The organism is Limnothrix sp. FACHB-881 (genome assembly GCF_014698135.1).
Classification (GTDB): Bacteria; Cyanobacteriota; Cyanobacteriia; order CACIAM-69d; family CACIAM-69d; genus CACIAM-69d.
Genome location: NZ_JACJSN010000010.1, coordinates 32,114 through 53,788 on the forward strand (window position 1 = coordinate 32,114; position 21,675 = coordinate 53,788).

The 21,675-nt window shown below is 55.8% G+C and carries 15 protein-coding genes and 1 pseudogene; 4 read left to right on the forward strand and 12 right to left on the reverse strand.

Annotation, left to right across the window (positions count from 1 at the left end):
* Positions 1–50 precede the first annotated feature (50 nt).
* The gene (locus H6G52_RS10960) at positions 51–1,256 is read left to right on the forward strand and encodes a 5-(carboxyamino)imidazole ribonucleotide synthase (protein ID WP_190528290.1); all 1,206 of its coding nucleotides are present in this window, start codon (positions 51–53) and stop codon (positions 1,254–1,256) included.
* Positions 1,257–1,265: 9 nt separating this feature from the next.
* Here the strand turns inward: H6G52_RS10960 and uvrB are convergent, their stop codons facing one another.
* Positions 1,266–3,269 carry an excinuclease ABC subunit UvrB gene (gene uvrB, locus H6G52_RS10965; protein WP_190528292.1) on the reverse strand — a complete coding sequence of 668 codons (2,004 nt, stop codon included), beginning with the start codon at positions 3,267–3,269 and terminating at the stop codon, positions 1,266–1,268.
* A 469-nt stretch (positions 3,270–3,738) separates the two neighbouring features.
* Here uvrB and H6G52_RS10970 point away from each other — a divergent pair, with 469 nt between their 5' ends.
* Positions 3,739–4,221 (forward strand): hypothetical protein, encoded by a 483-nt coding sequence (locus H6G52_RS10970; protein ID WP_190355651.1) that lies wholly within the window; start codon positions 3,739–3,741, stop codon positions 4,219–4,221.
* 290 nt (positions 4,222–4,511) lie between these two features.
* Here the strand turns inward: H6G52_RS10970 and gyrA are convergent, their stop codons facing one another.
* The 4 genes and pseudogenes from gyrA to H6G52_RS10990 form a co-directional block, all read right to left on the reverse strand.
* Positions 4,512–7,133, reverse strand: a complete 2,622-nt coding sequence (gene gyrA / locus H6G52_RS10975; protein ID WP_190528294.1) for a DNA topoisomerase (ATP-hydrolyzing) subunit A — start codon at positions 7,131–7,133, stop codon at positions 4,512–4,514.
* Between the two features lie 375 nt (positions 7,134–7,508).
* Positions 7,509–9,086 carry a M10 family metallopeptidase gene (locus H6G52_RS10980; RefSeq protein ID WP_190528296.1) on the reverse strand — a complete coding sequence of 526 codons (1,578 nt, stop codon included), beginning with the start codon at positions 9,084–9,086 and terminating at the stop codon, positions 7,509–7,511.
* Positions 9,087–10,212: 1,126 nt separating this feature from the next.
* Positions 10,213–11,244, reverse strand: a complete 1,032-nt coding sequence (locus H6G52_RS10985; RefSeq protein WP_190355648.1) for a HEAT repeat domain-containing protein — start codon at positions 11,242–11,244, stop codon at positions 10,213–10,215.
* A 159-nt stretch (positions 11,245–11,403) separates the two neighbouring features.
* Positions 11,404–11,769 (reverse strand): annotated as a pseudogene (locus H6G52_RS10990) (L,D-transpeptidase); the annotation flags it as partial.
* 832 nt (positions 11,770–12,601) lie between these two features.
* Between H6G52_RS10990 and H6G52_RS10995 the strand changes: the two are divergent.
* Entirely contained in the window at positions 12,602–13,159 is a 558-nt protein-coding gene (locus H6G52_RS10995; protein ID WP_099534930.1) for a rhomboid family intramembrane serine protease, read from the forward strand.
* A gap of 99 nt (positions 13,160–13,258) precedes the next feature.
* Positions 13,259–14,272 (forward strand): hormogonium polysaccharide biosynthesis glycosyltransferase HpsN, encoded by a 1,014-nt coding sequence (gene hpsN, locus H6G52_RS11000; protein WP_099534931.1) that lies wholly within the window; start codon positions 13,259–13,261, stop codon positions 14,270–14,272.
* 237 nt (positions 14,273–14,509) lie between these two features.
* Here the strand turns inward: hpsN and H6G52_RS11005 are convergent, their stop codons facing one another.
* From H6G52_RS11005 to H6G52_RS11035, 7 genes are all read right to left on the reverse strand, one after another.
* A complete protein-coding gene (locus H6G52_RS11005) occupies positions 14,510–15,853 on the reverse strand; it encodes a TRAP transporter large permease subunit (protein ID WP_190355645.1) in 1,344 nt (447 codons plus the stop codon).
* Positions 15,853–16,530 carry a TRAP transporter small permease subunit gene (locus H6G52_RS11010; RefSeq protein WP_242026330.1) on the reverse strand — a complete coding sequence of 226 codons (678 nt, stop codon included), beginning with the start codon at positions 16,528–16,530 and terminating at the stop codon, positions 15,853–15,855. Before H6G52_RS11010 ends, H6G52_RS11005 begins: the two co-directional genes overlap by 1 nt.
* 58 nt (positions 16,531–16,588) lie before the next feature.
* The gene (locus H6G52_RS11015; RefSeq protein WP_190355644.1) at positions 16,589–17,686 is read right to left on the reverse strand and encodes a TRAP transporter substrate-binding protein; all 1,098 of its coding nucleotides are present in this window, start codon (positions 17,684–17,686) and stop codon (positions 16,589–16,591) included.
* A 184-nt stretch (positions 17,687–17,870) separates the two neighbouring features.
* Positions 17,871–18,572 carry a DUF2834 domain-containing protein gene (locus tag H6G52_RS11020; RefSeq protein ID WP_242026331.1) on the reverse strand — a complete coding sequence of 234 codons (702 nt, stop codon included), beginning with the start codon at positions 18,570–18,572 and terminating at the stop codon, positions 17,871–17,873.
* Between the two features lie 63 nt (positions 18,573–18,635).
* Positions 18,636–19,487, reverse strand: a complete 852-nt coding sequence (locus H6G52_RS11025) for an NUDIX domain-containing protein (protein ID WP_190528298.1) — start codon at positions 19,485–19,487, stop codon at positions 18,636–18,638.
* Complete coding sequence (locus tag H6G52_RS11030; protein WP_190528300.1) at positions 19,469–20,047, reverse strand: nicotinate-nucleotide adenylyltransferase; 579 nt, start codon at positions 20,045–20,047, stop codon at positions 19,469–19,471. Before H6G52_RS11030 ends, H6G52_RS11025 begins: the two co-directional genes overlap by 19 nt.
* A 127-nt stretch (positions 20,048–20,174) precedes the next feature.
* On the reverse strand, positions 20,175–21,560 hold the full coding sequence (locus tag H6G52_RS11035; protein ID WP_190528374.1) for a nicotinate phosphoribosyltransferase: 1,386 nt from the start codon (positions 21,558–21,560) through the stop codon (positions 20,175–20,177).
* Between the last annotated feature and the right edge of the window lie 115 nt (positions 21,561–21,675).

The window sequence follows — 21,675 nt, forward strand, 5'->3', positions numbered from 1 at the left end:
ATGGATTGCTGAAGCGCTGATCGAGAGATGTTCCTTTGGGAGTAAGAAAAATGACCCTCGTAGAGGTTGCAGCGGCGGCGGAACCCATCCAGCGGCCGCTGCGGACAATTGGTGTGATTGGCGGTGGCCAATTGGCTTGGATGATGGCGGAAGCGGCCCCGAAATTGGGCTTGTCGTTGGTGGTGCAAACTCCGAAATTGGATGACCCGGCGGTGGCGCGGGTGGGATCGGCGGCGGTGGTGCAAGGGGCAGTTGGGGATGCTGCCGTGACGCGCCAATTGCTCGATCGGGTGGATTTGGTCACCTTTGAAAATGAGTTTGTGGATTTGGCGGCGTTGGGGGAATTAGCCCGATCAGGAGCCTGTTTTCGCCCCAGCCTCAAGAGCTTGGAACCCTTGCTGGATAAGTATGATCAGCGCTGTTTTTTGCAGCAAATTGGCTTGCCGGTTCCGGCCTTTGCGGCCATTGCCGATCGGGCGCAGGCGATGCAGATCGATCGGTGGGAAAACGGTCAGCCCTTAACCTTTCCGGCCGTGCTGAAAACCCGTCGCCATGGCTATGACGGCCAAGGTACAAGGGTGGTGGCCGATCGGGCGGCATTGCTGGCGGTTGGGGATCAGTGGCAATGGCAGCCGCTGATTTTGGAAGCCTTTGTGCCCTTCGAGCGAGAATTGGCGGCGGTGGCGGCCCGATCGGCGACGGGCGAGGTGGCCATTTACCCGATTGTGGAAACCCAGCAGGTGAACCAGGTTTGTCGGCGGGTGATTGCGCCGGCCCCCATTCCGCCAACCGTGGCCACCCACTGCCAAGAAATCGCCCATCGCCTGTTGTCGCAAATTGGGGCGATCGGGATTTTTGGGATTGAGCTGTTTGTGACCGCCGAGGGTCAGGTGTCGGTGAATGAAGTGGCTCCCCGCACGCACAATTCCGGCCACTTCTCGATCGATGCCTGCCACACCTCCCAATTCGAGCAGCATTTGCGGGCCGTGGCGGGGTTGCCCCTTGGGCCGGTGGATTTGCACTGTGCCTGTGCGGCGATGGTGAATTTGTTGGGCTTTGAGGTGGCCACCAGTGACTATCAGGAGCAGCGCGATCGCTTGGCCGCGGTTCCCCACAGCCGAGTGCATTGGTATGGCAAAACCAGCGCCACCCCGGGCCGCAAGCTCGGCCATGTGACCGTGTTGGCGGATAGCTTGGCGGAATTGCAACGGGCGATCGATCGCCTGGAATCGATTTGGTATGGATCCGACCATTAAGCCGCCCGCTTAATGCCGTTGTCCCAGCAGTCGATCGCGCAAATGCTTGATTCGATCGCGATATTTGGCGGCCTCTTCAAACTCCAAATTTTTGGCCGCCTCCTTCATTTGGGCCTCCAGCTTCTCAATCAACATCGGCACATCATCCAAGGACAAATCCGCCGCATGTTCGTAGGCTTGCTCCAAATCTTTGGCACTGAGCCGCCGGGACAAATCCAAGAATTCCAGAATTGAATTACCGGATTTCTTGATGATCGGTTGGGGCGTAATGCCGTGTTTTTGGTTGTAGTCGATTTGGATTTTGCGTCGCCGCTCCGTTTCGGAAATCGCCTTGTCCATACTGTCGGTCAGCCGATCGGCATAAAGAATCGCTTGACCTCGCACATGACGCGCCGCCCGGCCAATGGTTTGAATCAGCGATCGCTCTGCCCGCAAAAACCCTTCCTTGTCCGCATCCAAAATGGCGACTAGGGAAACTTCCGGCAAGTCCAATCCTTCTCGCAACAAATTCACCCCGATCAACACATCAAACTTGCCCGCTCGCAAAGCTTGCAAAATTTCAATGCGTTCGATCGACTGAATTTCCGAATGGAGATATTGCACCCGCACCCCGCGCTCTTGGAAATAATCCGCCAAATCCTCCGCCATTCGCTTGGTTAAGGTGGTGATCAGGGTGCGTTCTTGGCGATCGACTCGCTGGACAATTTCCGCCAACAAATCATCCACCTGTCCTTCCGTGGGACGCACAAAAATTTCCGGATCAATCACGCCCGTGGGCCGAATGACTTGCTCCACAATTTGCCCTTGGGAAATTTCCAACTCCCAATCTCCCGGCGTGGCAGAAACAAAGATGCATTGATTCACCTTGTTCCAAAATTCTTCGGCCTTGAGGGGGCGATTGTCGGCCGCACTGGGCAAGCGAAATCCATGATCAATCAGCACCTTTTTGCGAGCCTGGTCACCGTTATACATCCCCCTTAATTGGGGAACGGTCACATGGGACTCATCAACAATCAGCAACCAATCTTCCGGAAAATAATCAATTAAACATTCCGGAGGTTCGCCCGCTTGTCGTCCGGCCAAATGACGTGAGTAGTTTTCTACGCCGTTGCAGTAGCCCACCTGCGCCAGCATTTCCAAATCGTATCGAGTGCGTTGGTCAATGCGTTGGGCTTCTAGGAGTTTTCCTTCCGCTTCTAAGGCGATTTTCTGTGCAGCCAATTCCCGCGCGATGGCTTGAATTGCCTCCTCCAGGCGATCTTCTGGGGTCACAAAGTGGCGAGCGGGGTAAAGATTCACCGCCTCTAGGCTCTGCAAAATTTCCCCAGTTAAGGGATCCACATAGCGAATCGCTTCCACTTCATCGCCAAAGAACTCAATCCGAATAATTCGATCTTCATAGGCGGGGCCAATTTCCAACACATCGCCCTTGACGCGGAATTTTCCTCGGCCAATTTCCACATCATTGCGCTCGTACTGCACAGAGGCCAGATCTCGCAAGGTTTGCCGCAAATTTAATTCATGACCCACCCGAAAGGGAATCGCCGCATTTAAATATTCCGTGGGAATTCCCAACCCGTAAATGCAGCTAATGGAAGCAACCACAATCACGTCCCGTCGTTCAAAGAGCGATCGAGTGGCTGAGTGCCGCAACATATCAATTTCTTCGTTAATGGAAGCCGTTTTTTGAATGTAAGTATCGGTGACGGGAATATAGGCTTCCGGTTGGTAATAGTCGTAGTAGGAAATGAAATATTCAACGGCATTATTTGGGAAAAATTCTCGCAATTCGTTGCACAACTGGGCCGCGAGGGTTTTGTTGTGGGCCAAAACCAGGGCCGGGCGATCGAGCTGGGCAATGGTGCTGGCGATGGTGAAGGTTTTGCCGGTGCCGGTGGCTCCCAACAGGGTTTGGTATCGCTGACCCGATCGCGCGGCTTCCACCAAACGGGCGATCGCCTTCGGTTGGTCACCCGTGGGCTCAAATGGTGCTTGCAGTTCAAAGGTGGTCATGGGTTGTCCTTCGCCAACAGGGGATCTGGCGCTAGTTTCTGGAGTCGGTGGGGAGATTTGAGAGAATGCTGAATCGCACAGCGGCTCCTGGATTCCATGAATGGCCATGGTTTTGCAGGGAAAGGGCGGTGCTTTGCTTTAAAGCTGCTTATAAGAGCAATGATTTTTTTAATAATCTTTTTATAGCTCCGCTAAAATATAACTGTAGAGACAACGCAATCTACCCGCCCGAACGCGCTCGAATTGGCAGCGCGGCATTTCCGCATTGGGCCAGTTCGCGCCGTCCGTTCGCCAGCCCTGTCTCCCTTGCTCGATCGCCCTTGTCGATCGAAGCCACCGCGATCCACGCGCATTTGATAGGATGACCTGGGTTTGACAGTTCAATTTATAAAACTGGTTATCAAACTGGGCTTCGGCTCCTATCAGCCCCTTCCAACGGCACTAGTATCGGCATCTGAGGTACGTTTTCATGAGCAACCGCAACGTCACCGACACCAACAACCGCGCCCGCGACGATCGCGATGAAGTGCGCCTCGATGATCGCGATGATCGCGAGCAACGGGCCCTGCCTGCGGTTGTCCGCAAGCGCCCCCTCGCCCCCACCTATGGCCACCGTCCCGTCGGCGAAGATACTGTTAAGTTCATCGAAAGCGACCTGCCCAACAATCGCCCCGTTGAAGTCAGCCACCTGTCCTTGGTTCAAAGCAATCTACCGAAGCATCGCCCCGTGGAAACGAGCGAGCTGAAGGTGGTGGGCACGGTGGCCGCCTACGGTGCGCGCCCAGTGTCGGCCAGCAACTTGGAAGTGGTGGAAACCATCACTCTGTCGGGCCATCGCCCGGTGACGGCTAACACGCTGGACATTACGACCAGTGATTGGCTGCCCAGCAACCGGCCAATGGCTTCCAATGATTTGGGCGAAGATTCCAATCTGATGGGCTATCTCGACTAGGTTTGGTTCCGGGCGATCGCCCAGCCTGATGCGCCGGTTGATGTTGGCTCTGATCAAGTTGAATCAAATTAATCAATTTGGTCAACCGGAGCGCCGGTTCAAACTTGTACGGTCAGCGTTTAGCCGTTAAGCCAAGGTTTGGCAAAGCGAAATGGGGGTGTGGTTTTTGGCCATACCCCCATTTTGTTGATGGAATTTGTTGATGGGATTGGTTGATGGGATTTATGGGATCGATTGGGGATCAATTTTGGCCTAGGTTGCCCTAGGCGCATTTGCCCAGCAGCAATTGCCTAGGAATTTTCGTCCGGTTGAGCAACTTGATCCTCAGAGTCGGTGTTGCTATCGAGGCTGTCGCCGCTGGTGTCTTCCGGCGGCACGAGGGCCACGGCGGCGATCGAGTCATCCACAATTCGCTGCACCATCACACCCGTTGCGCCCCGCGATTGAATCGGGATCGCGTTCACCGACTGCCGAACGATCGTGGCACGTTTCGTGGCGATCGTGATTTCGTCGGAGTCATTCACCACCAACAGCCCCGCCAAAGAATCGTCAATGCCCTTGGCGGATTTGAACTTGGTGGCAATTTTGCCCTTGGTAGCACGGTTATAGAGCTTGAACTGCTCCACGGGGACGCGCTTGCCGTAACCCCGAGCGGTGATCACCAACACCCAGGGGCCGGGGCTGCTGGTTTCGGTGCTGTCGTCGCTGGTTTCCTCGATCGGTTCGTTGTCGTCGGCCGCATCATCGCCAGCCTGACCGACCCGCGAGGCGATCGCTGCGGGCAAAATATCAAGCGCCACCAGCTCATCACCACTGCGAAGGCTCATGGCTCGCACGCCGCGTGCTGTCCGCCCCAGGGGCCGCAGTTGATCGCGATCGGCTCGGAAGTGAATCGCCATACCCGATCGGGAGCCGATCAAAATACTGTCTTCCTCGCGGGTCAGGCGTACCCAGCGCAGTTGGTCGCCCTCTTCCAGGGAAATGGCGATCAGACCGTTGGCGCGGATGTTGCCAAAGGCCGAGAGCACGGTTTTTTTGATGTAGCCCTGTTGGGTCAACATCACCAGATAAAGATCTTCCGAGAATTCCGAAACGGCGATCACCGAGGTGATTTTCTCGTCGTGGGGAATCGGCAGCAGTTGAACGATCGCCGTGCCTCGGGCGGCCCGGGAGCTGGCGGGAATTTGGTAGGCGCTGAGGGCATAGACCACGCCCCGATCGCTGAAGAACAGGACTCGATCGCGATCGCAGCAGGTGAGGAAATGCTGCACCTCGTCGTCGTCTTTCATCTTCGCGCCGGTTTTGCCCCGGGTGGCGCGGTTTTGGGTCTCGAAGGTGCTGACGGGCATCCGTTTGATATAGCCCTGCTCCGTAATCACGATCGTGGCGCGATCGTTAGCGATCAGGTCAATTTCTTCCAGTTGGGCGCTGTCGCGGGAAATGGTGGTGCGGCGCGGCGTGGCAAACCGAGCCTTCAGGTGGCTCACTTCCTCTTCAATGATCGTCAGCACCCGATCGCGCCGGGCCAGGATGTCTTGCAAATCCGTGATTTTGGCTTGCAATTCCTGGTGTTCTTGCTCGATCTTGTCCGCTTCCAAGGCCGTCAGACGGCGCAGTTGCATCTGCAAAATCGCGTCCGCTTGGGCTTCCGAAAGGCTGTAATCGCTCATTAGCCCCTGCTTGGCGGTGGGGGTGTCCGCCGCGTGGCGAATCAGGGCGATGATCGTGTCCATGTTGCTGAGGGCGATCAGGTAGCCTTGCAGGATGTGATCGCGCTCTTCGGCTTTCCGCAGTTCGTAGCGGGTGCGCCGTTCGATCGCCTCCACCCGGAAGTCCAAAAAGACCTGCAAAAAGTCCTTCAGGGTCAGGGTGCGCGGCTCGCCGTTCACCAGCGCCAACATATTTGCGCCAAAGTTCGCTTGAATCGGCGTGTGCTTGTAGAGGTTGTTCAGCACCACCTGGGCCCGGGCATCGCGCTTCAGCTCAATCACGATCCGCATCCCGTCGCGGTCGCTCTCGTCGCGAATGTCGGAAATGCCTTCTAATTTCTTGTCGTTTACCAACTCAGCAATCCGCTCAATCAGCGCTGCCTTGTTGGTTTGGTAGGGCAGCTCCGTGATGATGATCGCCTCGCGATCGGGTGCGCCGCGCCGTTCGATCGTCTCCACACTGGCCACACCGCGCATGGTGATCGAGCCACGCCCGGTGAGGTAGGCTTCCCGAATCCCCGACGTACCAAAAATCTGTGCCCCCGTGGGGAAGTCCGGCCCCGGAATCCAACGGATCAGTTCCTGATTGGTAATTTCGGGATTCTGGATCAGGGCACAAAGACCATCGACTAGCTCACCCAAGTTGTGGGGCGGAATGTTGGTGGCCATACCGACCGCGATCCCGGAAGAACCATTCAGCAACAGTTGTGGCAGCCGCGCGGGCATCACCGTCGGTTCTTGCTGGGAACCATCGAAGTTGTCGATGAAATCAACGGTTTCCGCTTCAATGTCTTGCAGCAGCGATTCACTGGTCAGGGCTTGCAGCCGACATTCCGTGTACCGCATGGCGGCGGGCGGGTCGTTGTCGATCGAACCGAAGTTGCCGTGACCGTTAATCAACGGGTGGCGCATCGAAAAATCTTGGGCCATCCGCACCAGCGCGTCATAGACCGCCGTGTCGCCGTGGGGGTGATATTTCCCCAGCACTTCCCCCACCACCCGGGCGCATTTCCGGAAGGGGCGATCGGCCGCCAAACCCAACTCATGCATGGCATACAGAATCCGGCGGTGTACCGGCTTCAGACCGTCGCGGGCATCCGGCAGCGCCCGCCCCACGATCACGCTCATGGCGTATTCCAGGTACGATCGCGACATTTCCTGGCGTAGGTCGGTCGCGACAATCCGGTCTTCGGCAGTACTCATAGGTCTCTGGTGCAGAAAGTGCCTGAAAATTTATGGCCTAAAAACAAGTGCCTAAAAACGGCACGACCCCAAACGAAAGACCTAAGGGGGCCAATGACCCGGCTTTCATTCGGGATCAGATACACATCAAGGGCTAGTACACATCAAGGGCTAGCAAATCGTTCGCATCGTGGTGGCGCAAAAGCCCCAAAGGACAGACCGACGGCAAGCCTCATTTAGAACGGCCTCGGTTGGGCGAAATTGCCGTGAAATCGAGATTTCAGCCTCCCATTTTACCACGGGCAGCCAGAGGAACTGTGGCATGGGCCCCGGGTCGGGATCGGATGGTGCTTGGCCAGTGCCGCAAGCGACTGCTCAGACATTCCCCTAGAGCGCTCAGGCTAGGTGAATGTCAGCGATCGAGAGTGCGCCGGCCACGATCGCCAAAGTCTCATTGCTGTTGGCCACTTGCACCAACGTGTTCGTTCCCTGGGGTCGCAGGGCGATCGCGCTGGGGGTCAACCCATTGACCAGATAAATGCCATCAATGCCCGACTGAAAGTCCTGAATCGTGTCTTGGCCCATGCCCGTGCCCAACACGAATCGATCGGCTCCGTCGCCCCCCAACAACAGGTCATCCCCAAATTCACCAAACAGCACATCATCGCCCGCGTCCCCTTGGAGCCAGTCGGCATCGCGGCCGCCGTTGAGCTGGTCGTTGCCCAAACCGCCAATGAGGGTATCGAGGCCCGCGTTGCCTTGGAGTTGGTCATTGCCCGCCTCGCCGCTCAGCCAATCATCGTCCAACCCGCCCCAGAGGGTGTCTTGACCGAGGCCGCCGCTGAGGCTGTCGTTGCCCCCGCGCCCCAAAATCACGTTGTCGGCATCGTTGCCAAGTACCTCGTCGGCTCCATCAGTGCCATTGAGATTTTCCAGGGTGACCCCAAAGGCGATCGACTTGCCCCGATCGAACATGGGATAGAGGGGTTGGTAGCTGGGATAGATATCAAAAAAGCGACCCTTGCGCCCCGTTTGGGTGGTTAACAAACCGCCGGGTTTCAGATCGAAATAGTAGCGATCAGAGGCTGGCAACGATCCCATTTCCAAGGTGTCAGTTCCGCCCCCATCCCAAATGGCTTCCACCCCTAAAAACGAAGTGGCATTCCAGGTGTACAAATCATTACCCGATCGCCAACTGGTATTAGCCCCGTAGAGATATTGCAGGGACTGAATGTCGTAGTTCATCAGGGTGCGGGAATTCTGGAAACTGCTAAAATCCCGCCCGTTGTAGGACATCACCGTGTTGTGGCGATGATCCAATTCTGGAGCCAAAACCGCCACATTGGAAGGTGCTTTACCGGGCACATCTCCCGCTTCGCTGCCATATTCTCGAGGATGTTTCAGCCCCATGGCATGGCCCAATTCATGAATTAAAGTGCCATAGCCAGCGCTGCCGGGCCCCTTCGTAAAAAAGTTGGGGTCGAACATTCCATTGGCCGACAGAAACACCTGTCCCCCATAGGCGCTTCCTGGGACATAGGCACAGGCCAAGGCATCGGGCAATTGCGGACTCTTACCCAGGGTAACGCGCAGTGTTCCGCCCACTTCGTCCGGCACTTCTTGAAACTGAACCGGAATCACTTGGGAATAGTTTTGCAACACTTGCCGCACGGCCTGTTTCACCGGTTCGGGAATTTCTGCCGGGTTGGTGATGGCTCCCTGGGCAACCGATGTCAAATTATTGACTGTGTTGGCATTGGGAAAACTGTAGGTAATCACCCCGCCAGGGGGCACATTCCACGATTGGGTGATTGTCGGATTATTAATACGCACCGTCAGCAAAGCATCAATGTTGTTGTTGCCGCTGAGGGGAATGGCTTTGGTGCTGGCAGCAGAGCGCCAACGGAGGGTGGAAACTTCCGGAGCGATCGCGCTGTTTTGGTCGATCCCGGCCGGGGACATCTGAAGAGCCATAGGAGTTCTGTCCAACGCTGATAGGTCAAAGAAAGGCAGCCACCCTGCATGACGGCTACGACGGTTTTCAGCACCAGACTTGAGAGGTCAACGATTTGTGAATGACCTTAATCGTCGTTGCGAAATGCAACTGGAATTCAAGAATTTGAATGCACCATGAGCACGCAAGACTTAACCGCGCGATCGGGCACAAAATGCAAAGTGATGCGAAGGCTATTCTTCGTTCCCAGCGAAGACAACCTGGCGATCAATGGAGGCTCAATGATGAGTGGCAATCAAGTCTCAATTGATTGGAGCGATCCCGGCAGACGTAAAACTGGTTGGGGCGTTGAAAGGAGTCACGCCTGTGGTGGTTCTTCCCTTAGCATTCCCTCAGTGCATTGTCCTGCAACGCTGTGCAGCGGAGGACAGGGTTGATCCTGTTGAGTCGGTTAAATGGATAGATTTGGATCGATGGATCTGGATGGATAGATCTAGATTGATAGACCCGAATCAATAGACCTGAATCGATAGATCCGAGCGATTGGATCATGCAGATCTTGTAAATCTGCCTTGGTTGTGACGAGTTAGCTCTGACGAATCTGATGAATTTTGAATTTGGGTTGATCGTTGTGGGCTGTTCTTCAGTGCTGTGAAGAAACTTATGCGCTCAATTAAGGCTAATCAAATTGTTTGAATGAGCCAATGGAAGCAGTCTAACTAGAGCAGCCCCAAAAGACGTTAAGACTTTTTGTAGAGGACTTTTTAAAATCCTTACAATTAGTTTAAAGGATTCTGCATAAAATTGACAAGCTTGAATTTAAGTTACAACAACTTTTTTAATAATGGGCGAAGCAATGGATAAAGATGTGCAAAATGCGACATGAATGAACGCAATTTTAAGGCTTTCAGGCAATGCTGTGCGAAATCAAACATTCATTTCAAAACGATGTATGAAATAAAACACAGGGCAGAAGGAAAAACTTTCCGCCCTGTGAGTTCAGTTAGTTCTGGAATGAATCCGGATTTTCGAGAAATTCTTTACAATTGATTGCCCTATTTTCAGTCCTCAGTTATTGAGGGGGTTGACCCACAAGGAGTGATCGCACTGAAGGGAAATCATGCGCTGGCTTCCGGATCGCCAGACCTAGGGCTGTTTGGGGCCGCCGTTGGGAGGCAGCGGTGATTCTTCAACCGGTTGGGCGATCGGGGCTTGGCTTTTGAAGCGCTCCAACCCTTTGGCAGCCGCTCGCACCACGATCGGGGCCGCATCATGGAGGGCTTTTTCGAGGCAGCTCACCACTTCAGGGCTGTGGACGGCGCTGAGGGCCTCGATCGCGGCGGCGCGTACGGTGGCATCGGGGCTGCTGGTGAAGGTCAACAGCTCGTTGATCAGTTTTTGGCCCTCGGCTCGCTGGCCGATCGCCCGAACCTTGGTGGCGAGTTGGGTCACTTGCTCGATCGGGCTGGGTTGATTGCTGGGCGCGATTGGGGCGATCGGCTCAGGAGTCGTGACCGGTTCAGTGACCGGTTCAGTGACTGGTTCCGCAGCTTGCTCCGCGATCGGTTCGGCCGCGGGTTCCGGTGTGGGTTCTGGCTCGGCGATCGGCTCGGCCACGGGTTCCGGTGTGGGTTCTGCAACGGGTTCCCCTGAGGCCGCCGTTGGCTCCGGTGCGGCGATCGGCTCTGGTGCGGGTTCCGGCGTAGGTTCCGGCGTGGGTTCTGCAACAGGCTCTGGTGCGGGTTCCGGGGCAGGCGTTGGCGCGGGCGCACCGGCTCCACCCCAAGGATCCGGGAGCTGGGCCGCCGGTTGACCGGTTGCCGCCGGGCGCGGAGCAGAGCGTGCAGGATCGGGAGTGGGCGGTGCGGCGGTGGGGGCGGTTTGTGCTTTCAGTTGGGCAATTTCCGTTTGCAGGGCTTGCAATTCCCGATCGAAGTTTTTGCGAGCCGTCTGCTTTTGTACCTCAAAATCTTGCTCCAGGGTTTGCCGTTGCCGATCGAGATATTGCTTTTGCTGGCGCTCCAGGTCGGCCACCCGCTGTTGCATCAAATACCAGGCGATCGCACCGCCGATCACGACACCCAAAATCAACCCGACAAAGATCATGACTTGGTTCTCGCTGCCAAACAGTTCGAGACCATTTAACCAAGGATTCTCGTCCGTAGGCTGATTAGCCAATCCCGATCGGGAGAATTAGGGCCTGTCGCGATTTCCTGGCATCCAGTGAAGGTAGTTGATCTGCCATACCCCAATCATCGCAACAAGGGGCTGAAGCCCCTTGTCCCTCGCGATCAATTCAAAGTGGAGTAGGGGTTTCAGGGAATTTGATGACAATCCCTAGGGGCGAATCACGATCGGGGTACCCACATCGGCCCAGTTAAAAAGCCAGCGAGCATGATCCGGGGCCACGTTGGTGCAACCATGGCTAACCGGCGTGCCAAAGCGCTGATGCCAGTAAGCCCCGTGAATCGCATATCCCCGGTGGTAATACATCACATGGGGTACGTTGGGCACGTCGTAATCGGCCCCGCGCATTCGATCGATCGGGAGCTTGCGCTGAATTCGGAAAATTCCTGGCCAAGTCGGCGTACCCGGTTTGCCCGTGGACACAATCACCGCATAAACGGGCTTATTTCCTTCCCAGGCGATCAACCGCTGATTGCTGAGGTGAATTTCAATCCAGCGCTCGTCTGAAGCTCGCAACTCACACATGCGGGCTCGGTAACGATCGCCCTCGTTCAAGCAGGGAGCAGCGCGATCGGGCGGGCGTGTTGGGGTGGGAGTCGGAGTCGGCGGGCGTGTTGGGGTCGGAGTCAGGGTGGGAGTCGGAGTCGGCGGGCGCGTGGGCGTGGGCGTGGGTGTCACAGGGCGGCTGGGGCTGGGGCTGGGAACCGGGTCGATCGACTGGAGATAAGCCAACGCAACGCCGGGCCAACCCAACCACAGGGCGATCGCCCCGCCCCAAAGTCCCCGCCACCGACGCGCAGCAGCAGGGCCCGATCGCACGGCAGGGGGCAACTGGGCAGCCAAACGAGGAGAACGATTAGGAAACATGGCGACGGGGCCCGAATAAGTCTTCAGCGATCGCTTGCCATTCTCACTGGTCACTGAGTCCGGCTGGCTTGGCGGAGCCGCAAGGGAAACATGCCCAAACTGGCAGACCCGACTCAAGCACTGAACCCAGGTTCTGAAAGTCTGAACTCAGGCCAGGGACCCATGGGCGATCGGTCGTTGAAAAGCAGCAGTGGACGGCCAAGGCGTTGGAATGCAGAGAATCAAAAGCCTGGCTGTCTTCAGCCTAGCCAACATTTCCATCTCACTAGCGATTGTGCGGGACAGATTTCCAAAACGGTCGATCGCCCGATCGCCACACCTCGAATTCAGCACACCGCAACAATCGCCCGATCGCGCCCCCCACCGACGGTGCCGTTCGCTATCCTGGCTATAGTGGAAAACGCGCCCCGTGCTCCTTTCCAATGGCGTTCCCCTGGGAATCTTTTCCAGTTGTCAATTTCAGTAATCACTCCTTGAGCATGTGACCGAAGAACTCAAATCCCAAGGGCGATTTTTGGCATCGCTGATTGGCCTCCTGTGGCTGCTGGAAATTGTTGATCAGTTCGTTTTTCGGGGCTATCTCGATGTGTTGGGCATTGTTCCCCGCAATGTCATCGGCCTGCGGGGGATTGTCTTTGCCCCCTTGCTCCATGGTGACCTGGCCCATTTGATGGCCAACACCGTGCCCCTGGGGGTGCTGGGTTGGTTGGTGTTGGTGCGTGGGCGCGAAACCTTTTGGAAAGTGACCGGCGCGATCGCCCTCATTAGCGGTCTGGGAACCTGGCTGATTGGCCCCAGCAACTCCATCCACATCGGCGCAAGTGGTTTGGTGTTTGGCTATCTCAGCTATGTGCTGTTTCGGGGTTGGTTTGAACGCAGCGCCAGCGGCATTTTGCTTTCGATTTTTATCTTCAGCCTCTATGGCAGTTTGATCTTTGGGGTGCTACCGTTGCGCTCGGGCGTGTCCTGGCAAATGCATCTTTTTGGGTTCATCGGCGGGGCGATCGCGGCGCGGTATGTTGACCGCCCCCGCCCCTAGCGGCCCTTCACCGGACAACACTCGGATGCTCTTGGATTAAGATTTACGGTTCGATCGAATCGCTCCAGCCATCCTAGCCATCCCCCCACGGTTGCGGATATGAGTCAGGTTTCCCAGTTGCCAAAGGTTTCAGTCATTGTGCCCACCTACGGGCGCGAACAAGTGCTTTGCACCTCGATCGAGGATGTACTAGCCCAGGACTATCCTGATTTTGAAGTGATCGTCGTTGACCAAACCCCGCAGCACCTGCCCGAAACCGAAGCGAAACTGGCCCAATGGGCCGATGGGGGCAAAATCCAATGGCATCGCCTGCGGTGGGCGAGCTTGCCAGGGGCCCGAAACTTTGCGGCCCGGCGATCGAGTGGTGAAATTCTGATTTTTATTGATGATGATGTGCGCCTGGAGCCAGGTTTCATTGCGGCTCATGTGGCGAACTATGGTGATCCCCAGATTGGAGCGGTGGCCGGGCGCGTGTTCGATCGCATGAAATTGGAGCAAGAATGCACCAAACATGTGGGCGAATTTGATTACCAAGTGCCGGAAGCCTCTGACCCTGCGATCGCCTGGTATCACATTGACCTCGTGCGGGCCACCCAGCCCCAACCGGTGATCACTGCCCGAGGTTGTAACATGTCCTTTCGGCGCAACCTGTTTGTGCAGCATGGCCTGCGGTTTGATGAACGCTATCGGGGCAGCGCTGTTCGCGAAGAGTCCGACTTTTGCTTAAGCTTGCGCAAAACTGGCTTCAAAATTTGGTATGACCCCGCCGCCCATTTGGTGCATTTAGGCGAAGAAACCGGCGGTTGCCATGACATCAGCACCCGTTCGATCGGCTATCAAACCACCTTCTATCACAACCATTTTTGGCTCGGGTTTAAACACCTCAGCCTTGGGCAACAGATTCGCTTTTTTGCCAAACTGTTTGACTGCCATGTTTTGGGTCATCCCCCCTGCTACAAGAGCGGTTCACCCCTAAAAGTGTTGGTACGTTTTGGCTGCTACTGCATGGGTTTTGCTAAAGCTTTAATCACGGCGTTGGTGGGCCTTTGGGATGATGGTCAAGTGTATTCCCGGCAGGATCAACAGCGCGATCGCCCGGCCCTGAATTCCTAAATTTCTTTGCCTGGTTTTCTCGTCGAATGACTATTAACGTTACCAGCTCGTTAGGCAGCAAGGTTACCAGCTCGTTAGGCAGCAAGGGGCTTAAGCCCCTTGTTATAACGACTGACTCTGCGGTTTTGACCCAGAGAATTAAGGCAGTCGCGATACTAAAAAATGAGCGTTGATCGGCCCATTTTGAGAAGAGAATGAAAGCTTTTTACTGATTTGTGAAAGAGGCCTACTGTCTAATCAGTCGAAGCTGAGAGACGGTAACCACATGACCAAATCCGGGAACAGAATAATAATCAGCAACACCAGCAGTTGCAGACAAATAAAAGGAATTACCCCCCGATATAGCTCCTCCGTTTTGACAATGGCAGGCGCAACGCCCCGTAGATAAAACAGGGCAAATCCAAAGGGTGGCGTGAGGAAAGAAGTTTGCAAGTTCGCCCCTAAAATCACCCCATACCAAATCATATTAAACCCAAGGGCTTTGGCAACGGGGGCAAAAATCGGAACCACAATAAAGGCGATTTCAAAGAAGTCAATAAAGAACCCCAACAGGAAAACCACCAACATATTGAGGGCTAAGAAACCCACTCCCTCGCCCGGCAGGTTCGACAGAATTTCGAACATGAACCGATCGCCATGGAGACCCCGAAAAACCAAACTGAAAGCCGTTGAACCAATCAAAATAAATAGGGCCATGCTGGAAATGCGCAGGGTGGCTTCGCAGGAGTCCCGCAGGGCAACCCAACTGAATTGGCGATTCAACAGAGCCAGGGCGATCGCCCCCAAGGAACCCACCGCGCCCGCCTCCGTGGGGGTGGCAATGCCAAAGAAAATGCTCCCCAACACCAACAAAATCAGCACCAATGGGGGCAACATGGACTGCACCACCCGTTGCCGCAATTCTCGGCGCGGCATTTGGCAAACCTCCGGCGGCAGGGCTGGCGCGGCTTCCGGCTTCAAAAAGGCCACCAGCAACACATGCAAGGCAAAGGCCCCCGCCATCATCAAGCCGGGAATCACTGCCCCCAGGAACAGATTGCCAACCGAAACACCCAATTGGTCGCCCAGCACCACCAGCACCACACTGGGCGGAATGATTTGCCCCAAGGTTCCAGAAGCGGCAATCACCCCCGTGGCCAGCTCGCGATTGTAGCCATAGCGCAGCATGATGGGCAGGGAAATGAGACCCATGGCCACGACCGTTGCCGCCACGACTCCCGTTGTGGCCGCCAGCATCGCCCCCACCACCACCACCGCCAGGGCCAAGCCACCCCGCAAGCGGCCGAACAAAATACCGACGGTTTCTAAAAGTTGCTCGGCAATTCCTGACTTTTCCAGAACGGATCCTAGGAAAATAAAATAAGGAATGGCCAGCAACGTGTAGTTTTTCATAATGTCAAAAATGCGGCTGGGCAAGGCAGCTAAAAAGCTTGGCTCAAACGCATCGACATTGATTCCAATCAGGGCGAAAACGATGGCAACCCCACCCAAGGAAAAGGCGACGGGATAGCCGAGGGACAAAAAGAGCAGCGCCCCCAAAAACATGAGGGGCCCCAGCCAGTCAAATCCAAGGGTTTCCATTAGCGATCGCCCTCCGATGAGTTTTCCGAGGGGTTCTCCGATGGTTGGCTGGCCGATAGTTGGCTGGGTTGATGGGGGGCGATCGAGTGGGCGATCGACTGCGACGAGGGATCTGTGCCTAAACCGGCAATGATTGCCAAGTTTTTAATGATTTCTGAAACACCCTGAATCATCAAAACCACAAAACTAATTAAAATCAATCCTTTGATGGGATAGCGCGGCAAACCACCGGGATCGGGCGAGAGTTCCTGAACCATCCAAGCATTGGCTGTCCATTGCCAAGAAGCCATCAAAACCAAAGCCGAAAAGGGCATTAAAAACAGAACGGTTCCAACTAAATTGGCGATCGCCTGGGTGCGGGGCGACCAATTTTTATAGAACACATCTACCCGCACATGGCCATTCCGCTGCATTGTGTAGGCAGCACCGAGCAAGAACACACCGCTAAAGAGATACCACTGCAACTCAATGCTGGTGTTGGAGGTGAGATTTTGCCCGATCGCCCGGCCCAAATAGCGACCAATCACATTCCAAGACCCGATCGCCAGCATGGCCACCACCAACCAGCCCATGGCTTGGCCCAAGCGAAAATTCCAGCGATCGATTTGTCGAGCCAGCCGCAACCAGGGAGGGAGTTGCCGTTGAAGCCACCGTTGCCAATTCTGCATAGTTTGCATAGGTTTAAACGGGAAAAATTTAAAGGATTTGAAAGATTCAAAGGCAAGATTGGATGGTTTAAGGTTTAACCGCTTCCGCAAAAACCCATTCATTGGTGTTGTTCCAAGCAATCACCGATTGTTGAAAGGTTTTCCAAGGTTCATAAATGGCCTTGAAGTTTGCATCTCGCTGGGCTAAGTCTGCAAACAGTGCTTCTGTTTCCGTTTTGGCTTGTTTTAAAATTTCGGGGGAATAGGGCCGTAGTTGTGTGCCACTGGCAATGAGGGTTTTGAGGCCTGCCGCGTTGAGGGCTTCATAGTTTGACAACATGGCATAGTTGGCTTCTTGGGCTGCCAGTTGAATCATCTGTTGATAGGCTTTTGGCAATCGGTTCCAGGCTTCTAAGTTGACAAAGAAATCGAGTGTGCTGCCGGGTTCCCACCAACCGGGATAGTAATAGAAACGGGCGGCGCGGTTCAGTCCCAATTTTGCATCGTCATAGGGGCCAACCCACTCGGCCGCATCAATGGTTCCCCGATCGAGTGCCAAGAACACTTCGCTACCGGGCAACACCTGCACATTCACCCCCAATCGCGACATCACCTCGCCACCAAGACCAGGAATTCGCATTTTCAAACCCTGCAAATCACTGAGGGTTTGAATTTCGCGTTTAAACCAGCCCCCCATTTGGGTTCCCGTGTTGCCAGCGGGAAAATTAATAATATTGAAGCTGCGATAAATGGCTTGCAAAGCTGTTAAGCCGCCGCCAGCATAGAGCCAAGCATTTTGTTGTTGAGCCGTGAGGCCAAAGGGCACTGAAGTGCCAAACGCGAGTCCTCGATGCTTGCCCAAATAGTAATAGCTGGAACTGTGGCCGCATTCAGCCGCTCCGAGCTGTACTGCGTCCATCACTTCCAGTGCGCCCACAATTTCTCCGGCGGTGTGGGGCGTGATGATGAATCGGCCGTCGCTGAGTTCTTTGACCCGATCGCAGATGCTGACTAAGCCACCAAAAATGGTGTCGAGGGCTTTGGGCCAACTGGCGATCGCCCGCCACTGAATTCTAGGTAAGTCGGCGGCAACGGGCGGGCCACCACTGGGTTTGGGAGCACAAGCGGCAGCAGCGGCCGTCACGGAACCCAGCCCGATCGACTGCATTAAATGGCGACGTTTCATGGGTTAAAACACTCTTCCAAAAGACGCTGGAACAGCCCGAAAGGGATTGAAGCTTTCAACGGAATTTGCAAAGTTTGCAAAGTTTATAAAATTCAAAAAAATTCAAAAAATTCTGAAAAAGCCCTGAAGAGACTTTAGAAGTTTGCTAAAAGCCAACCAGGTTCACTCCCCCAATAATTGCTAGTTACTCATTCGTCACCTGAATCGGTGGGCGAAGGCAAAGGTAAGCCAAAGGCCCCACTAAAGGCAAAAACGTTAGCCATTGCCAAATGGTTTGCTGATGCCAACCTCTCCGGGCTAAATCATCGCCCACCAGGGCAGGAAACAGCAGGGAAAGCATCAGAAAATCGAGGCTCATCACATGGATAAATCGGCTGGTTTGCCACTGTTGCCCAAAATCTGACCAGTTGCCTTGGGACAGACCCCAACCCAGCAGCCCGATCGCCCCAACCGCGAGACCCAAAGCCAGCCAACGGGAATCCCAGACTCGAATCAGACCCGATCGCTCGCCCGTGAACTGTGGGTTCGATCGCCGCAGGGCCAGGTAAGGCAACAGGGCAAAGGCCCCCAATGCCATTGACCCGATCGCAAAGGGCCAAGCACGCACCGGTTGCCCCCGCCCATCGGCAAACAGCAAGCAGCAGTAAACCAGCGGCCAAATACCCATCAGGTTAAAAAGAGCCACGATGAGCGGATTTTCGCCGGATACTTGCCCCGTCGAAAGGCGAATGATCAAATCCAAGGTGTCCGGGCGATCGGGCGGAGCCAGCAGGAAAGCATAGAGCGTGAAGCCGGCCCACAGGAGCCAAAACCAAGGCTGGGCCGGTTGCCTGGCTTGATCGGCCGGCAACTGGTCAAGATCGGGGGAGTTACTGGGCGCAGTCATTGGCGTTTTGGGCAGAGTCTTTGCAGGCGATTTTGACTATTAGACCAGGATTTCGCCCAAGATTTAGACAAAAACGAGGGGCTTATTTTCCAATTGTTGAAAGGCGATCGCATCAAATTGATAAAGACTAGCCGGGCGACCAGCACCACGCGACACCTTCACGCCCGTGTCCAACAAAATTCCCAGCTTCAGCAAGCGGCTGCGGAAGTTGGAATAGTCTGAAAAGTTTTCGCCTAAAACAATGGTGTAAAGCTGATAAAGATCGCTGAGGGTGAAGGATTCCGGCAACACATCAAAGGCGATCGGGCTGTATTCCAATTTGTTGCGCAAGCGTTGATAGCCGTATTGCACAATTCGATCGTGATCAAAAGCCAGTTCCGGCAGGCGATCAAACGGATACCAAGCAATCCCGATCGCCCCATCGGTGGCAAAATCCGCGATTGCCTCCACCTCCGCATAGCGCACCAGGGCAAAGTAGCTGACGGACAAGTACCGCACTCCGAAACTGTCGGCGGCTTCCCGGGGATCGCGGCCGGGCCCACCGAAGGTATAAAGCTGCTCTAGGTACAGATGCCGGACGCGAATTTTTTCCGCCAAGACGCGATAGGCCGCCGCTTCCAGGGCCTCGCCTTGGCGCACCAAGGTTCCGGGCAAGCTCCAACAACCGGCAAAGGGTTCGTGTTGCCGCATCACCAGCAACACCAACAGTCGGCGCTTGTCGCTGTCCACGGAAAAAATGACGTTATCAACTCCTACTTTGAAATCGGCCAGGGAATCGCCCTCCAGGGGAGCAGGCGATTGTTTGGCACTCTGTTTGGCGCTCTGTTTGGCGCTCTGTTTGGTGCTCTGTTGGGCACTAAGCTTGGCACTGAGTTTTGCATTGAGGCGATGGGAACCTAGCCGACGTTCTGCCATAGGTAAAGCTGCTCACCCCGAATATAGGCTTCAATTTCGGGGGGGATACTGTTGCGATCGCCCGCTTCCCGATAGGCGGTGGAAGAACTGGCGGGGCTGCTGAGGTCAGCCACCTGCACCCTGGCTCCCAGGTCGGCTAAATGTTCGATCGCGGCCGTTTCCAAGGGATAGCCCGGCCGAGGAATCACCAGCAATTGGGCAAATTGTAGAATGTCTGCCGAGCGATACCACCGGGGCAGTTGGGCCACCAAATCTGACCCAATGACTAGGCTGAACTGGGTGTGGGGCCAGCGTTCCCGGGCCCGTTCCAACACCACCACCGTGCGCGGGTGGCTCAGGTCTGGACAAACCTGCACATGGGTGGGCCGTGGTTCGATCGACTCAATCAGCACCCGCAACATGGCCGTGCGACAGTCGAGGGGAGCGCGATGACTTTTGAAGGGATTGTCCGCAGCCCAAACCGCAACCCGATCGAACCGTTGGGCCAACCAAGCAACAATCGCCTGATGGCCATAGGTTGGGGGATCTGCACTGGTTCCAAACAACGCGATCGACATCATGGGATTCTGGCCGCCAAAACAACGGCAGGAATACAGGTTTGTGGAAAATGACGGGTTGATGGAGCGGAATTGGCAACCACTGGGGTGCTGGCCTTGGGACAGTTTGGGAAGGAGCGTGGAAAGCAGCTTAGGAAGCAGCTTGAATCGACTGATGCACCCGAGTCGTGAGCGATTGTAGCGCAGGCGACAGTTCCGGCCGCACTGGGGTTGGGTCATGGATCGATCGCACCGCCTCCGGGAGGCTTTGAACCTGCGATCGGGTGCGTTGGGCAATGGTCAGCAGGGATTCTGAATCCGTCAGCCGTTGTCCCGCACGCATCACGGGCCGCAACAATCCCAACTCTGATCGGGGCACTTCATCGGCCAACACCAGCCGATCGCCCAACCAACGGCCCGCCTCGTCCCGATCGCGCAGCACCTGTTTTCGGCCCGGATAGGTGGCCTTGCCACTGGAGCCTTTGGCCACCGGTTGCCCCGCCAACTCCACTAATTTATAAACCCCATTCACCGGCTGGCCCGTCACCAACTTTGTGCCCACGCCATAGCCATCAATCTCAGCACCGGCCGCCCGTAGGTGATCGATTTCCGCCTCATCCAGATCACCGCTGACCAAAATTTGCGTTCCCGGCAATTGATCGCGCGCTAGCTGTGACAGGCTCACCAAGTCTCCCGAATCCAACCGGATAGCCGGCACGGGGGCCCCACCGGCCCGCACCCGCTCCGCCAACTGTTCGATCGCCCGCACCGGGTCAAAGGTATCCACCAGCAGCGCCCCACGGGGGAACAGTCCCTGAAAAGCCTCAAACGCCGCCAGCTCCGACCCCATGGAAGCACCCAGGGCCATCACCAGGGCATGGGCCATCGTGCCCGCCGGCTGTCGCCCCAATTGCAACGCCGCCTCCACATTGGAAGTGGCATCCAAGCCGGCCGCCAAGGCCGCCCGCGCCGCCCACAGGGCCGCCTGGGGACTGAAGGCCCGCCTTGTGCCAAATTCCAAAATTTGCGCCCGATCGCCCGCCACATCCCGCAACCGAGCTGATCGCGTGGCCACCAGGGTTTGATAGTTCAGCACATTCAGCAAATAGGTTTCCACCCACTGGGCTTGCCAGAGGGGAGCCTCAATTCGCAGCAGCGGTTCATGGGCAAACACCACGGTTCCTTCGGGCACGGCCCACAAGTCTCCCGTAAACCGAGCCGTCGCCAGCAAGTCCCAAAACCGATCGGGCGCATGGTCAAACAGCCCCGTGGCCCGCAGTTGGGCCTGTTGGGACGCGCTGACCTGAAACTGCTCCAGGTATTGCAGGGCCTGTTCCAGTCCCATGGCCACCAAGTAGCCAAACCCATCGGGCAACCGGCGCGTAAACAGCTCAAAACTGGCGGTTTGTTGCTCCACCGCCCGATCGCAATAGCAAGCGATCATCGTCAACTGATACAGATCCGTCAGCAGGGCGCTGTTGCCCACTTGAGCGTCCAGGGTTGCGGGCCCCAAGTCGGGCGTGGTGAGGGTCAACATAACTGGGGAAGCGATCGATCGGGCGATCGCCAGGAGGGATCTTGAGGCAGTCACACCGCTCTGGCCGTTGACGGGTGGCCGGTCAATTTATTTATAGTAATTTTTACCAAAAATA